Source organism: Sneathiella limimaris, assembly GCF_012932565.1.
GTDB classification, from domain to species: domain Bacteria; phylum Pseudomonadota; class Alphaproteobacteria; order Sneathiellales; family Sneathiellaceae; genus Sneathiella; species Sneathiella limimaris.
Map to the genome: position 1 here is coordinate 1,606,820 of NZ_JABBYJ010000001.1, position 13,821 is coordinate 1,620,640.

At 51.4% G+C, this 13,821-nt stretch carries 16 protein-coding genes; 12 read left to right on the forward strand and 4 right to left on the reverse strand.

All coding sequences use genetic code 11. The features are described 5' to 3' along the window. Window positions 1-1,026: a DUF2235 domain-containing protein gene (locus tag HH301_RS07720; protein WP_169568170.1), complete on the forward strand. Its 1,026-nt coding sequence runs from the start codon at window positions 1-3 to the stop codon at window positions 1,024-1,026. Window positions 1,027-1,041: 15 nt separating this feature from the next. Here the strand turns inward: HH301_RS07720 and HH301_RS07725 are convergent, their stop codons facing one another. Then, window positions 1,042-1,575, reverse strand: a complete 534-nt coding sequence (locus HH301_RS07725; RefSeq protein ID WP_169568172.1) for a hypothetical protein — start codon at window positions 1,573-1,575, stop codon at window positions 1,042-1,044. 556 nt (window positions 1,576-2,131) lie between these two features. On the opposite strand from HH301_RS07725, the gene HH301_RS07730 reads away from it, so the two are divergent. The 5 genes from HH301_RS07730 to HH301_RS07750 all read left to right on the forward strand — a co-directional run bounded on the left by HH301_RS07730 (window position 2,132) and on the right by HH301_RS07750 (window position 6,801). After that, window positions 2,132-2,917, forward strand: a complete 786-nt coding sequence (locus tag HH301_RS07730) for an ABC transporter ATP-binding protein (RefSeq protein ID WP_169568174.1) — start codon at window positions 2,132-2,134, stop codon at window positions 2,915-2,917. Further along, window positions 2,914-3,627: an ABC transporter ATP-binding protein gene (locus HH301_RS07735; protein ID WP_169568176.1), complete on the forward strand. Its 714-nt coding sequence runs from the start codon at window positions 2,914-2,916 to the stop codon at window positions 3,625-3,627. Before HH301_RS07730 ends, HH301_RS07735 begins: the two co-directional genes overlap by 4 nt. Before the next feature lie 10 nt (window positions 3,628-3,637). Beyond that, window positions 3,638-4,510: a branched-chain amino acid ABC transporter permease gene (locus HH301_RS07740; protein ID WP_169568178.1), complete on the forward strand. Its 873-nt coding sequence runs from the start codon at window positions 3,638-3,640 to the stop codon at window positions 4,508-4,510. A 4-nt stretch (window positions 4,511-4,514) separates the two neighbouring features. Beyond that, window positions 4,515-5,516, forward strand: a complete 1,002-nt coding sequence (locus HH301_RS07745) for a branched-chain amino acid ABC transporter permease (protein WP_169568180.1) — start codon at window positions 4,515-4,517, stop codon at window positions 5,514-5,516. 67 nt (window positions 5,517-5,583) lie between these two features. Then, a complete protein-coding gene (locus HH301_RS07750) occupies window positions 5,584-6,801 on the forward strand; it encodes an ABC transporter substrate-binding protein (protein WP_169568182.1) in 1,218 nt (405 codons plus the stop codon). Between the two features lie 94 nt (window positions 6,802-6,895). Here HH301_RS07750 and HH301_RS07755 read toward each other — a convergent pair whose 3' ends face one another. Beyond that, window positions 6,896-7,915 carry a GlxA family transcriptional regulator gene (locus HH301_RS07755; protein ID WP_169568184.1) on the reverse strand — a complete coding sequence of 340 codons (1,020 nt, stop codon included), beginning with the start codon at window positions 7,913-7,915 and terminating at the stop codon, window positions 6,896-6,898. 415 nt (window positions 7,916-8,330) lie between these two features. Between HH301_RS07755 and HH301_RS07765 the strand changes: the two genes are divergently transcribed. The 4 genes from HH301_RS07765 (at window position 8,331) to HH301_RS07780 (ending at window position 11,105) form a co-directional block, all read left to right on the forward strand. Beyond that, window positions 8,331-9,053 (forward strand): tetratricopeptide repeat protein, encoded by a 723-nt coding sequence (locus tag HH301_RS07765; RefSeq protein WP_169568188.1) that lies wholly within the window; start codon window positions 8,331-8,333, stop codon window positions 9,051-9,053. Window positions 9,054-9,138: 85 nt separating this feature from the next. Beyond that, entirely contained in the window at window positions 9,139-9,510 is a 372-nt protein-coding gene (locus HH301_RS07770) for a hypothetical protein (protein ID WP_169568190.1), read from the forward strand. 108 nt (window positions 9,511-9,618) lie between these two features. Then, window positions 9,619-9,996: a VOC family protein gene (locus HH301_RS07775; RefSeq protein ID WP_169568192.1), complete on the forward strand. Its 378-nt coding sequence runs from the start codon at window positions 9,619-9,621 to the stop codon at window positions 9,994-9,996. Between the two features lie 173 nt (window positions 9,997-10,169). Continuing rightward, window positions 10,170-11,105 (forward strand): GGDEF domain-containing protein, encoded by a 936-nt coding sequence (locus tag HH301_RS07780; protein ID WP_169568194.1) that lies wholly within the window; start codon window positions 10,170-10,172, stop codon window positions 11,103-11,105. A gap of 8 nt (window positions 11,106-11,113) precedes the next feature. Here HH301_RS07780 and HH301_RS07785 read toward each other — a convergent pair whose 3' ends face one another. Beyond that, window positions 11,114-11,512 (reverse strand): hypothetical protein, encoded by a 399-nt coding sequence (locus HH301_RS07785; RefSeq protein ID WP_169568196.1) that lies wholly within the window; start codon window positions 11,510-11,512, stop codon window positions 11,114-11,116. Window positions 11,513-11,702: 190 nt separating this feature from the next. Then, window positions 11,703-12,467 (reverse strand): EAL domain-containing protein, encoded by a 765-nt coding sequence (locus HH301_RS07790; protein WP_169568198.1) that lies wholly within the window; start codon window positions 12,465-12,467, stop codon window positions 11,703-11,705. Between the two features lie 149 nt (window positions 12,468-12,616). Here HH301_RS07790 and HH301_RS07795 point away from each other — a divergent pair, with 149 nt between their 5' ends. Beyond that, window positions 12,617-13,378 (forward strand): alpha/beta fold hydrolase, encoded by a 762-nt coding sequence (locus tag HH301_RS07795; RefSeq protein WP_169568200.1) that lies wholly within the window; start codon window positions 12,617-12,619, stop codon window positions 13,376-13,378. Window positions 13,379-13,398: 20 nt separating this feature from the next. Continuing rightward, complete coding sequence (locus HH301_RS07800) at window positions 13,399-13,812, forward strand: PaaI family thioesterase (RefSeq protein ID WP_169568201.1); 414 nt, start codon at window positions 13,399-13,401, stop codon at window positions 13,810-13,812. The last annotated feature ends 9 nt before the right edge of the window (window positions 13,813-13,821 follow it).

Consider the following 13,821-nt stretch of genomic DNA (forward strand, 5'->3'; position numbering starts at 1 on the left):
ATGAAACGGATTGTAGTCTTTGCTGACGGCACATGGAATTCACCAGAAGAAGAGGGTGTGACCAATGTCTTGATGATGGCCAGAAGCGTAAAGCCTGTCGCGGATGATGGGAGCAAACAGGTCGTCTTCTATGACTGGGGTGTTGGGACGGATCGCAAGAAGCTGATGGGCGGTGTGTCAGGCGAAGGGATCGACAAAAATATCCAGGATTGCTACCGCTTCATTGTTCATAATTACGATCCGGGGGATGAGCTTTTTTTCTTCGGCTTCAGCCGGGGCGCCTATACGGTTCGCTCTCTGACCGGCTTTATTCGCAATTGCGGACTGCTAAAGCGCGAGCACGCGATCCGAATTCCCGAAGCTTATGCTTTGTACCGTAAGCGCACCAAATCCAGCCATCCAGACGAAGATATGGCCAAGCAATTTCGGGCGGATTATTCTGTCGCAAATAAGACCCCGGTCAAATTTGTGGGGGCGTGGGATACGGTTGGCGCCTTGGGGATCCCGGTTCCTTTCTGGGGAACACTTGGCAAGAAGGAATTCCTGTTTCATGACACCTCTCCAAGCGGCATTATTCGGCACTTGCGGCATGCGATGTCGATCGATGAGGATCGGGAGGATTTCCAGGTCACCCGCTTTGATTTAAAGCCCAACTCCACCATAGACCTCAAAGAGGTGTGGTTCCCTGGCGTTCATTCGGATGTGGGCGGCGGCTATAAGGTACATGGGTTGAGCGATGCGGCCTGCAAGTGGATGAAGGGGGAAGCAGAAAGCTTTGATCTTGAGTTTGAAGATCAAATCAACACCTGGATAGACCCTGATCATGGTTCTAAAATCCATGCCGAGCGCAAAGGTATTTATCTGCTCAGGGACAAGATTACGCGCGATGTCGCTGGGGCAATCCACAAGTCTGCAAAGGACCGATGGGACAATGATGTTGAGGGTTATCAGAAACGCAGCAAGGCCCTCGCCAAATTCCTGAAGGCCCATGGCAATAACTGGGCAAATGTGGAAATTGTCCCCTAGCGGAAGGTCGAACCCTTAATCCTTACCCAACTCAAATGGCGATCCGACGGCGAAGAGTTTGGTGACCTCGCCCGCCTCGTTGGCAAGCGGGCAAACGAGGCCGAGCAGATGCCGTTTGAAGCCTTGGACATGAACGAATTCATAGACATCAAGTGCGGCAAAGCGATGTTCGACCACATCCCGGAACCGAGTTAGGATAGAGGAAACCTGGACCCGCTCGGACATGGTAGAGACCAATTCCTTGGTTTTTAGAACCTGCCAGTCCGAAACTTTTTCACCAAAGATTTTCGCCATAAAATCGGCCCCGCCATCAATGACTTCGAAAAAGCCGATATGCTCGAAGCAGATGGGTGGTATTGCCTCGGGCCTCAAGTCTTTTTCCTTGGGGATTTTGTTGCCATTACACAGTGACAACCAAAACTCATACCCAATTCTAGACGGGCAGTCGGGCATATATTGCAATAGGCTACCGCGCTGATCTCCTTCTGTCAGGTAGCCGTCTTTACACAGTTTGGCTAGTGTCTCAAAACTCGCGTTGTTTGTAGTCACTCGGATTTGTCCTCACATATCTTTGCTCATGCGGTCCCGCCGTTCAGGCTCTCAGCAGCCCGACCGTATTGCCAATTCTTCTTTTTGCAACAGCGTCGCCCCCACTCCCCCTTTTGCGATTATTATAATATAATGAGTATATGATTTGTGAAAGTGTTTTCAGATGTGGATTTCCACAAACACACGTGTGAAGTGGTGAAATCTATTCACATTTTGAGTGTGTATTCATGTTTTAAGATAGGGGAATACCATGAGGATGAGGCGTACCTGCTCAAACCCTGCGATCTAATCCTAACTGGTTGTTTTTAAATTAATTTCATAAAATGTGTGGTTGGTGAAATTTAATTACATCATATTTATTCTTAGAAAAATATTATTTCCCCCTGTTCAAATGGGTTCAAGTTTGTCAGAATTAGGGAACAATAAATTAAGAATACGTTTTATGGGAGGGGCACTCAGGTGCCAAGGGGCGTAATTCTATAAAAAGCAAGAATATGCATCTTGTGGCCTGTGTAGCCAATGGTAGTGTTTGAATAATAATCTAGCGAGCAAAGTCGTGCCCGAGAGCGGGCGCGCGCGGCCCTTATTGAGTGTCCGGGATGTTAGCGTGAATTTTGGCGGCATCATCGCGCTTGACGGGGTTTCCTTTGATATCGAGGCGGGTCATATCGTTGGTCTGATCGGGCCTAACGGGGCTGGTAAAACCACCCTGTTTAACTGCATTAGCCGGCTCTACAACGTCAATGCAGGGGACATCCTTTTAGAGGATCACTCCATCCTGAATGAGCCGGTTCACAATATGTGTTCCCTCGGCGTTGGTCGGACCTTTCAGAACCTGGCCCTTTTTGCCAATCTAACGGTTCTCGACAACATCATGATTGGCGGTCACAGCACCGGAAAAACCGATTACATCAGCAATGCCCTGCATTTGCCCTGGACCCGGCGGGAGGAACGGCGTCTACGGGAGCAGGCGTTGGAGGTTCTTAGCTTTCTGGGGCTTCAAGATACGGCCCAGCAACGGATCAGTGACTTGCCATTTGGGGTGAAGAAGCGGCTGGAAATTGCCCGGGCGCTGCTGAGCAAGCCAAAGCTTTTATTGATGGATGAACCCGCGGGCGGGCTTAATCACAATGAGCTGTCGGATCTGATCGCCACCATTCATAAAATCCGCAACGAGTATGGCGTGACTGTCCTTTTGGTTGAACATCACATGGGCCTTGTCATGGAGGTGTCCGACACGGTGGTTGCCATGAGCCTGGGACGCAAACTGGCGGAAGGACCGCCCAGCGTTATCCAGCAGCATCCAGACGTTATCGAAGCATATCTTGGGACAGGCAAATGAGTAGTTTACTGGAAGTCAAAGGGCTGGAGGCCTCCTATGGGCAATCCAAGGTCCTGAACGGTCTTGATTTTAACCTGGAACAGGGCGGCGTGACCACCATTCTGGGCGCGAACGGGGCCGGCAAAACCACAACATTACGGGCCATCAGCGGCATGGTTTCCTTGAAAGGATCCATCAAGCTTGCGGGTCAGGAACTTGCGGGAACCCGTGCGGCGGATATTACCCGCTGCGGTGTTGCCCATGTGCCGGAAGGGCGGGGGACATTTGTTCGTCTTTCCGCGCAGGAAAATCTGACGCTTGGTGCTTATACCCGCAATGACAAGGCCGGCATCGCCGAGGATATGGAGCGGGTTTACAGCTATTTCCCGATCCTCAAGCAGCGCCGCAATCAGCAGGCCGGAACCTTGAGTGGCGGTGAAGCGCAAATGCTGGCCGTTGGCCGGGCGCTAATGCTGCGGCCACGACTCTTGTTGCTGGATGAGCCGTCTTTCGGTCTTGCCCCGCTGATTGTCGCTGAATTGTTTGAAATCCTGAGACGGATCAACGCGGAGGAAGGGGTCAGCATGTTGCTCGTCGAGCAGAACGCCTCCCTTGCACTTGATCTGGCTGACCATGCCTACTTGCTGGAGACAGGGAGTATCGTCCTTTCCGGCACGGCGGATTCAATTTTGGAAAATGAGACCGTCCGGCGGTCCTACTTGGGATACTAGGAAAAACGCTATGGATCTTTTTTTACAACAAATCCTGACGGGACTGGCTAACGGCTCGATTTATGCCTGTCTGGCGCTGGCTGTGGTGATGATTTACCAGGCCATCGATCACTTCAACTTCGCCCAGGGCGAAATGGCCATGTTCAGCACTTATATCTGCTGGAGCATGATTGCAGTGGGTGTGCCTTACTGGCTCGCCTTTTTCCTGACCATTGTCATTTCCTTTGTTGCCGGTGTCACCATTGAGCGGGTGATATTCAAGCCCCTGCATAACGCACCGGTTCTCAGTCATATTATTGTGTTTATTGGGCTTTTGGCCATCTTCAACAGTATGGCGGGCGCCATTTGGGATCACACCATCAAGACCTTCCCATCTCCTTTCCCTGAAGGCTCTTTCCAGGGGCTCATCGGAATGCATGAGGTGGGCATGTTCTTTGTCACGCTGATTATGTTGCTCTGCATCTTCTGCTTCTTCCGCTATACGCGCATCGGCATGGCCATGCAGGCGGCAGCGGCCAATCCGGATAGTGCCGAACTGGTTGGTATTCGGGTGAGTTGGATGCTGGCACTGGGCTGGGGACTTGCTGCAGCCATTGGTGCGGTTGCGGGGATGATGATTGCCCCGATCGTGTTCCTCGATCCGAACATGATGCTCGGTATCCTGCTTTATGGATTTGCCGCGGCTATTGTGGGCGGTATCTCCAATCCTGGCGGTGCCGTGGCAGGGGGCTTTCTCGTTGGAATTATCGAGAACCTGGCCGGAACCTATCTGCCAGCAATCGGAAGTGAACTGAAACTGACAGTGGCTCTTGTCCTGATCGTCACGGTTCTCCTGTTCAAGCCGAACGGTCTGTTCGGAAAATCAATTGTGACCCGGGTGTAATGTCATGACTACAGATGTAAACGTCAATATGGAAAAACCGGCAGACAAAAGCCTGCTGGAGGGTCGCAAGATTAATGTGAAATGGGTGGCCCTGTTCATTGCCATTGGGTTGGTTGTCCCCTTTGTACTGGATGGCTATACGGTCTTTCAGGCGACTATGGTGGTTATCTATGCCATCGCGATTTTGGGGCTTAATCTGCTCACCGGGTTTAACGGGCAGTTCTCCTTAGGTCATAGTGCCTTTTATGCGATCGGCGCCTACACGGCGGCGGTTCTGGTCAACCATCTGGATTTCCCCGTTTATGTGACCATTCCGCTTGGTGGGGTTGTCTGCTTTGTGGCGGGTTTTCTCTTTGGGCTTCCGGCCCTCAGGCTGGAGGGGCTCTATCTGGCGCTGGCGACATTTGCCCTTGCGGTGGCAGTTCCGCAAATCCTCAAATCCTCCCATCTGGAAGGATTAACCGGTGGGGTGCAGGGAATGGATCTGTTCCGCCCAAGCGTGCCGGAATTCCTGCCGATCAGTATGGATCAGTGGTGGTACCTGATTGCCTTTGGCATCATGCTCCTGTTGTTCTGGGTGGCATGGAACCTGATCAACAGCCGCTCTGGCCGGGCCATGATGGCCATTCGCGATAACCCGATTGCGGCCCGCTCCATGGGTATAAACACGTCCCTTTACAAATCTCTGACCTTCGGTGTGAGTGCCTTTTACACAGGTGTTGCCGGGGCATTGGGGGCGATTATCGTGGAATTTGTCGCACCGGACAGTTTTACGTTCCAGCTCTCGATCCTGCTCTTTATCGGCCTTGTGGTCGGCGGAACAGGAACCATCTGGGGCGCTATCTTTGGCGGAATGTTCATTCTGCTGGTGCCGAACTTTGCCGAACAGATTTCTACCGGACTGTCCTATGCGGTGTTCGGGGTCATACTAATTCTTGTCATTTACGTCATGCCCTCAGGTTTTGCGGGCTTGGTAAATCTGTTGTTGGCGCGCCTTCGAAGATAGAGGCGGGCCCACAATTGCATCAGTGAGGAGAAGCTCACTTTAATCAAGCAGATAACAGGAGGAAAACATGCTAACCGGGAAAAAACTGGCAATGACTCTGATTGCGGCGGCAGGCCTCAGCCTGTCCACACAGTCAGCGTCCGCCGACAAAATGTATGGACCAGGTGTCACCGACACGTCCATTAAAATTGGCAATACCATGCCCTATAGTGGCCCAGCTGCTGCTTATGGCACTATCGGCAAGGCCTCTGCCGCTTATTTCGCCAAAATCAATGCGGAAGGCGGGATCAACGGCCGTAAGATTGAGTTTATCTCACTCGATGATGGTTACAGCCCACCAAAAACCAAGGAACAGACCCGGAAACTGGTCGAGCAGGAAGGTGTTCTGCTGATGTATGAAGGCCTTGGAACCCCAACCAACTCCGCGGTTCATGCGTATCTGAACCACAAAAAGGTGCCTCAGCTCTTTGTCGCGACAGGGGCCACCAAATGGGGTCAGCCAGATAAATTCCCATGGACCATGGGCTGGCAGCCAAGTTACCAGACCGAGGGGAAACTTTTTGCCCGCTACGTGCTGGATAATGTGAAAGACGCCAAGATCGGCATTCTTTATCAGAATGACGACTACGGCAAAGACTATGTGCACGGCATGAAAGACGAGCTGGGTGACATGGCGGATAAACTGATCGTGGCCGAAGAAAGCTACGAGGTAACAGATCCAACCATTAACTCCCAGATCATCAAGCTCAAAGACAGTGGCGCTAACGTGTTCTTTAACGTGGCAACACCAAAATTTGCGGCGCAAGCGATCAAGAAAGTCCGGGAACTGGAATGGTATCCTGTATTCCTGAACAACTCCGTCTCCAACTCAGTGGGTGCGGTTTACAAGCCAGCTGGTCTTGAAAACTCCAAGGATATCATTTCTTTGCAGTATTACATGGATCCAACAGCCCCTGAAACTCAGGAAACCGAAGCCTATAAAAAATGGGCTGCCTGGATGAAGGAATATTACCCAGAAGGCGATATGCTGAACACCTTTAACGTCTACGGGTATTTGAACGCCCAGACACTGGTGCAGGTGCTGAAGCAGGCTGGTGATAACCTGACCCGCGAAAACATCATGAAAGAAGCTGCTAATCTGGATTTTGAAATCGACATGTTCCTGCCGGGCGTGAAGATTAAAACCAGCGCGACAGACTTCTATCCAATTGAAGGCATGATGCCGGTCAAATTTGACGGCCAGCGCCCTGTCCCAATCGGAGAAGTGGTGTCCTTGGACAAGTAATCTGAGAGACCCTTTTTAAGGAGTATCAAGAATGGCGGGGCCCAAAACCCCGCCATTTTTTGTTTGGTTTGGTCAATTTCAGGGGAAGTCGCGTTTAGCGATATCTTGCAAAACGAGAGGTGCCGAACATGCGTCTATGTTCAGCTGGTGTCAGGCCCGTTTTCCGTTTAAAGAGCCGCCGAAAGGAAGGGGTGTCCATATAGCCGACCTGTTCACCAATGTCAGTGATGGAAAGATCCGTTGTCTCCAACAGTTGCCGGGCTTCTTCAATCCGGACTGACTGGATATATTCCATGGGGCTTCTGCCTGTTGCCTTTCGAAACCGGCGGGCAAAGGTGGTGGCAGGCAGTTTGGCATTTTCCACCATCTCGGCGACTGGATTGTCCACGGCATAATGATCAGCGATCCAGATTTGGGCGTTTTCGATAATCTGGTCATCATGGGGCGCGGTCCGGATCATTGAGTGATAAGGGGCTTGCAACTCCCCCCGGTCCGCCATTAACCAGATCTTCGCAGCGCGGGACGATTGTTGCAAACTGCCATAGTTGCTGATCAGGAAAAGGGCCAGTTCCTGCCATCCTGTGCTGCCGCCTGACGTTACAACCCCCTGTTCCGCGGATCGAAAACAGAGGCCCAAATCAAGACGCAGTCGAACCTTTGGATAGAATTTTTTGAACAGGTTTTCAAAAGCCCAATGGGTTGTTGCCTCAAGCCCATCGAGCAGGCCAATTTCGGCAAGATAAACAGCCCCGCTACAGGCTGAAACAACGCGGGTGTTGGTCTGGCTTTTGCTTTTCAGCCACGCAAGGCCTGGATGGTCTTTTGGATCAATCCGCTCATAAGGGGACAGGTTCAGGCCCGGCACAATGATCAGATCACTTTGCGCTGCTGTCTCAAAGGTGACATCTGGTGCAATCATCATTCCGCTCCCGCAGGAGAATGGCTCAGTACTCGGTCCGACCAGTTTCAGGTCAAAGAGCGGGGCCGCAGGCTCCCCACTGACCAGCATTTCCCAATCCTGCCCAGCAGCCTTCAGGGTTTCATATAGCCCGGACACACTGGACGCGCTGGTCTCTGGTGTGGCCATGATCAGGACGGATAGGGGATTTGCCATAAGTCATCACTCAAGTGGTCAATTTGCCCCTATATTAGAAGATCTGCATCTCACGATCAAATCTCCAGTTGCCTATGCTGGGTGAATTCAAGCCCGAACGGAGACCAACCATGCAGACCCTCATGAACACGCTCAAACACTTTTGGAAATCAGAAACAGGCAAATTCCATTTCAGGCCAAGTCGTCTTTACCTTTCCAAATCCAGCAGCTCCCCAAGGATGGGTCGATGCGCGTATCCCGCCAAAGAAACCTATCCGGAATGGGATAATGTTATTCACTTCGGTCAGGATAGCCCCGTTTTCAGGCGTTGAGTGATTGCGACTGGCAAATGGGACGGTCACAATTAATTATTGTTTAAAAATCGAAAATATTTAAACTTTAGGTAGTGGTAAGCGCGTGTGCTATTGGAGAAGGTATGTCCGGAGAGAATTATGATGAGGGCGTTGAACGAGTGCCAATGGCGGGCGCCCGGTTTCAGTCGTCACAGTCTGCTCTCAGAAGACTTCAAGCCTTGCGCCTTCGCGAGAAGGTGATCGGAACCTTGGTCGCGTTATCATTTGTCCTGGTGCTTCTCGTGATTTTTAAATTGATGGCGTGGGGCAAGACTGATGCCTCCAAGGCGTTAAAGGAGGCTGACGAAGCCCTTCGGAAAGGCGCGTATGAGCAGGTTTTAAGTCATGCAGACAATGCGCTTGAATACGAGAATTATGCACCAGAAGCGCATCTTTTTAGCGCCTACGCTTACATATTCCTTGGGCAGTATGAAAAAGCTATACAGGAAACTGATAAGGCAATTGCGTTGACCTCAGATGAGTTACCCGAAGTTCGAGAATATTGGCTTTTGAAGATACTCTTAACCCCAAAAGAAAAGGGCATCGATGTTGCTCTGGATCAATTTGCAGAAGCTGTTTGGGAAAAGGCACCTGAAAAGCCGAGTGGTATAACCTCCGCGCAAATAAAAAAAATGGATGGAGCTCTCAAGGCAGGCCTCCTCAAAATGCTGGATATCAAGGTGTTGGGCGGGTTTTGCCTTAATAAAAAAATTCCGGGGGTGGAGACGCACAAACCCCTGAAACTCCGACTTTGTCTTGGACGGACGCTTTCAAAGCAATTGGCTGATCGTCGCCGTAACTTGTAGTTGGCATTATCAAATTCTTTCCCCCTAATTCTGACTGTGCTAATATAAGGCTGTGCAACTTCGCCTATCCAGATGGGGTTAGCGGATGAAACTCTTGGCTCCACTTAACTTGATGACAATTACCCGCGTGCAGGCGCTGGCAGTCGTTTTGATTGTCTATCTTCTGCTATTGGCCGCGGCGTCCATTGTTGCCGCGGAGGGCAAGGGCCGACAGTATACGGTTGGGGTTGCCTATATCCTGACCCGGCCGGATGCCCAGCTTTGTGGAACGTTTAAAGATGCGAGCGGGCAGGAGAGGCCTGAGCTATCCCGGATTGTCCGGCGCAAGGACACCTTGATCACCGAGTTTGCCGATGGCCGGAAAATTCGCGGGCCCATCTCGCTTAAAAGCTCGCGGCGGACCTGCTGCACGAACGGTGTTTGTGCCTATCCCAAACCCAATGTATTCGTCGAATGAGCGTGATCTAATCTTATGGATGTTTGATCTTAGGTGCTTCTCTTTCCTTCCTAAGCAGTTTAGTATGACTGCCGAATAAACAAGCAAGAACCAAAAAAGGAAGGTAACATGTTTAGTCATATTATGCTGGGGGCGGATGATCTGGAAAAGGCCAAGGCTTTTTACGATGCCACTCTGGGCGCACTTGGCATTAAGCCAGGCGTCGTAGACCCGAAAGGTCGCGTTTTTTACTTCACCAAAGAAGGTACCTTTGCCTTGACCAAACCACTTGATGGCAAAGCAGCCTCTTGCGGGAATGGCAGCACCATCGGCTTTGCAGCAGCCTCGCCAGATGCGGCAGACAAATGGCACGAAGCTGGCCTCGCCAACGGCGGGACAACTTGCGAAGATCCTCCAGGTGTTCGCGAAGGTGCGAAAGGCGATCTTTATCTCGCCTACCTCCGTGATCCTTCTGGCAACAAAATCTGCGCCCTGCACCGCATGTAAGGCTCAAGATTTTAAGCACAGTGTCAAAGGCCCTTCGGGGCCTTTGGTTTTTTAAAGGGCACACCTTACCCGCTTTCCTTAACCCTCTCTTATCCATTGCGCGCTAAAATGCAAAGAATGATCGATTTATGCGTCGATCAGATTATGTTCCGAGTTCAAGAGCGATACAGGTTATGGCCTCTACTTCCACACATTTTTCCCTTCTTCAACCGGAAACGGGTGAGCAGGCCTCTATCTTGCAGGACGCGATGGAAAACATGGCCCACGGCTTTGCTGTTTGGGATCGGGATTTAAATATTCTGCTCTATAGCCGCCGGTTCCTGGAATTTTGGGATATTGATGAAGATTTTGTCGCGGCCCATCCTAATTTGCGGGATATCCTGCGGGTTGTCCTGATGGAGAATGGCGTGACAGCCGAGGATGTAGATGCTGTGATTGCGGAGCGAACCCGGCTTGTAGAAGAAGGTCAAACCGAGTTTACCAGTTTCATCAATCTTGCCAGTGGCCGGGTGATCGAGAATTTCGTTCGTTTCACACCAGCGGGACGCTGGGTCATCACTTACACGGATATTACGGAACGGCGAAAAGCTGAATTGGAGCTGCAGGCAGCGGCGACTACCGACGCACTTACGGGGCTGGCCAACAGAAGCGCCTTTTATGAACGGTCGCTGCAGATGCTGTCCCTTTCCGCGCATAAACGCCGGGGCCTGCCGGTGTTGATGATGGATATTGATTATTTCAAGCAGGTTAATGACGATTTTGGCCACGATGCAGGGGATAAGCTACTTGTCTTGGTGGCGGAGACTTTGGGGGCCAGTATTCGCCCTTATGATATCGTTGCCCGTCTTGGCGGTGAAGAGTTTGCGGCTGTATTGTCTGATACAGATCCTGATGCCGCCTATCGTGTCGCAGAGCGGATCCGAAAAGCGGTTGCAACCCTGCAACTCAGCGATCAGCCTGATCTCAGGATCAGCATGAGTATCGGGATTGCTTTTACAAAAGCAGATGCCACGGATATTGATGAAGCCTTGAAGGTCGCCGATACCCAGCTTTACCTTGCTAAGGAAAAAGGCCGCAACCGGGTAGAGATGGTCAGCAAAAACCGATAAGCCCGTTTTCAGAAGGGAAGCTGATAGTCGGCTGGCAGTCCGATATATTCCAGGGATTGTTTGGGGTCTTCGAAAATACCAATCTCAATCATCGCCTGATCGATGGTCGCGGAGGTCATTCGGGAAGTTCCAAACATCAGCTTGGAGGAGACCAGTTGGGCAATTTTGAACTGGCCCCGCCGGTCATTATGCTTGGCCATAAATTCTGCAATTTCCCGAGTGTCATCACTGCTGAGATTTATGATTTTACAGTCCCGGAAATCCACATGAACCGGAATGCCGGGCCAGATATCTGGCAATGCGTTAATCTCTTTTGACGCGCCGATAATGATGTCCTTGTTCAGGACTTCGCCATATTTAACGAAGAAGGCGCCTGCCTCTCGATCAAAATAAAACTGATGGCCCATCCTTACCCATTCATTTCATTCGATTACGGATCACACCCATAATTATTTTTGGTGTCCTAGGGAGTAACCTTTTGACGATGGTGGTAAAAAGTCATTTAAAATCAACCATTTCAGACTCTTGTGCCGGTATCCCTAATATACAGGAAATGGGAAAACCGGACATCAAAAAAAGCGGGCCAGGACCAGGGCGTCAGTCTGGCCAGTAAATTTCACTTTCTGGAACCAATCTTTCCAGCTGAGGTTTGGCAAACAGATACCCTTGCATGTACTCAACACCAAGTCCCTTCAGGTATTTGTATTCCGCTGCTGTCTCAATGCCTTCGCAAACGACCCGAATATCCAGCGAGTTTGCGATCTGCAGGATACCTTTGAGGATCGCTTGACGGGCTTCACTTTCGTCGCAACCAGAGACTATATGCCGGTCGATCTTGATTTTGTCCGGCTGGAAATCGGCCAAGAGCCCTAGCCCTGCATAGCCGGCGCCAAAGTCGTCCAAAGCTGTCAGGTAACCATTGCGTCGATAGGTCTCGATAATGTTCTTAAGGTGGTTCGTATCCTGGACATTTTCCACCTCGGTAAATTCAAAGGTAATGAGGTTGGACGGGAAATTATGTTCCGCGGCGGCCTTAATGGTTTTTTGCAGGCAAGCTGTTGGATGATAAACGGCATTGGGCATGAAGTTGATGTTCAGCCGCTTCTTCAGACCCAGCCGGGCTGCAATCTCGATGGCTTTGACCCGGCAGCTCTGATCGAAGGCATACATGTTGTCTTCCGTGACAGACGACAAAACCTGGTAGGCGCTTTCACCGTTTAAGCCCCGGACCAGGGCCTCATATCCGTGAATGGTTTGTGTTTCAACATTGACTACGGGCTGAAAGGCCATGGTGATGGGAAACTGCTCCAGATCATCGCATTGACCGTTGCAGGTAAATTGTTTTGCTTCTGTTACTGACATTTTAGCCCTCTTCATTTTCCAAAAGCATAGAAAGAAGGCATTCATAAATAGTTAAAGACGCAAAAAGAATGGCCGGAAGGTCTCCGCTTGTTTCTTGACAATTCTGCCCACTGGTGCGGATTATGGGAAAAAAGAAAGCGGGGGTAAAAATGACAGGAACAAGCAATATCTGGACAGCGAAAGGCGGGGCCGATACGGGGCCTTTATTGGTCCTTATCCACGGGCTTGGGGCCAATGCCACCGTTTGGGATAATCTGATTAATGAGGTCTCCGCAAACTGGTCCGGTGGCTGGATGTCAGTTGATATGCGGGGGCATGGTCGATCAGGTCATCCCGGGCGTTACTCAGTTGGCGATTATGCTGCGGATATTGCCGCCCTGATCCCGGCAGATCGGGAGATCGCCTTGCTCGGACATTCGCTTGGCGGTGTTGTCGCGCTGGCACTGGCTTCCGGTCTTTATGGATTGACCATCCGCTCCTGCACGGCTGTTGGTATCAAAACCAACTGGCCGGAGGAGGATTTCGCCCGCGCTGCGCATCTGGCGGCACAAGCGCCCAAGCTCTTTGATACGGAAGAGGCGGCAATCGATCGCTACTTAAAGGTAGCGGGTCTTTTTGGGCTGGTGGAGCCGACAAGTGAGAGCGCCAAGGTTGGGATTACGCTTCAGGGAAGCGCTTACCGGTTAGCGTCCGATCCGAAAACAAACGGGGTCACGCCCCTTGATTTTGCGGGTCTGGCAGCTTTGGCCAGATGCCCGGTTCATTTCCTTTGTGGGGACAAGGATCCGGTTGCAACTCCCGCAGGCATGGAAAGCCTTGGCTATCCGGTAACCCTTCTGCCGGGCGGCGGGCACTATCCTTTTGTGGTGGATCCTGCAGGGTTCTGGACCGCGATCCAGGACCGTCTCTAAGCACAAGGAAATCAGATCGGATGATTATTTATGACTTGATCAAGTCGGGCAAGATGCCGCCCCCGGAATGCGCCAAAACGCTGGGTTTTGAGCTCATCGACTATTGCCCGGATCGACTTGAGATCCATGTGGCGTTTGAGGGTCGAGAAACCTTTACCAATCCAGCAGGCAACATTCAGGGCGGGTTCATTTCCGCTATGCTGGACGACACCATGGGGCCGGCGCTGGTCTTTTCACTTCCCCCGACCCAGTTTGCCCCCACGCTGGAGCTAAAAACCCAGTTTATCAGGGCTGCCAAGCAGGGACGGCTGGAAGGGAAGGGGCGTGTTATCTCCCGCGGACGGCAAATTTGTTATCTGGAAGGGGAGCTCTATCAGGATGACACCCTGATTGCCAAGGCAACGGCAACTGCCATGATCCGGGATCTAGGGTGAGCTGGCACA

What these genes read in the sequence shown, in the direction of transcription:
- HH301_RS07720 (WP_169568170.1), top strand. Translation starts at nt 1, where the DNA reads ATGAAACGGATTGTAGTCTTTGCTGACGGCACATGGAATTCACCAGAA.
- HH301_RS07735 (WP_169568176.1), top strand. Translation starts at nt 2,914, where the DNA reads ATGAGTAGTTTACTGGAAGTCAAAGGGCTGGAGGCCTCCTATGGGCAA.
- HH301_RS07740 (WP_169568178.1), top strand. Translation starts at nt 3,638, where the DNA reads ATGGATCTTTTTTTACAACAAATCCTGACGGGACTGGCTAACGGCTCG.
- HH301_RS07745 (WP_169568180.1), top strand. Translation starts at nt 4,515, where the DNA reads ATGACTACAGATGTAAACGTCAATATGGAAAAACCGGCAGACAAAAGC.
- HH301_RS07750 (WP_169568182.1), top strand. Translation starts at nt 5,584, where the DNA reads ATGCTAACCGGGAAAAAACTGGCAATGACTCTGATTGCGGCGGCAGGC.
- HH301_RS07755 (WP_169568184.1), bottom strand. Translation starts at nt 7,915, where the DNA reads ATGGCAAATCCCCTATCCGTCCTGATCATGGCCACACCAGAGACCAGC.
- HH301_RS07765 (WP_169568188.1), top strand. Translation starts at nt 8,331, where the DNA reads ATGTCCGGAGAGAATTATGATGAGGGCGTTGAACGAGTGCCAATGGCG.
- HH301_RS07770 (WP_169568190.1), top strand. Translation starts at nt 9,139, where the DNA reads ATGAAACTCTTGGCTCCACTTAACTTGATGACAATTACCCGCGTGCAG.
- HH301_RS07775 (WP_169568192.1), top strand. Translation starts at nt 9,619, where the DNA reads ATGTTTAGTCATATTATGCTGGGGGCGGATGATCTGGAAAAGGCCAAG.
- HH301_RS07780 (WP_169568194.1), top strand. Translation starts at nt 10,170, where the DNA reads ATGGCCTCTACTTCCACACATTTTTCCCTTCTTCAACCGGAAACGGGT.
- HH301_RS07785 (WP_169568196.1), bottom strand. Translation starts at nt 11,512, where the DNA reads ATGGGCCATCAGTTTTATTTTGATCGAGAGGCAGGCGCCTTCTTCGTT.
- HH301_RS07790 (WP_169568198.1), bottom strand. Translation starts at nt 12,467, where the DNA reads ATGTCAGTAACAGAAGCAAAACAATTTACCTGCAACGGTCAATGCGAT.
- HH301_RS07795 (WP_169568200.1), top strand. Translation starts at nt 12,617, where the DNA reads ATGACAGGAACAAGCAATATCTGGACAGCGAAAGGCGGGGCCGATACG.
- HH301_RS07800 (WP_169568201.1), top strand. Translation starts at nt 13,399, where the DNA reads ATGATTATTTATGACTTGATCAAGTCGGGCAAGATGCCGCCCCCGGAA.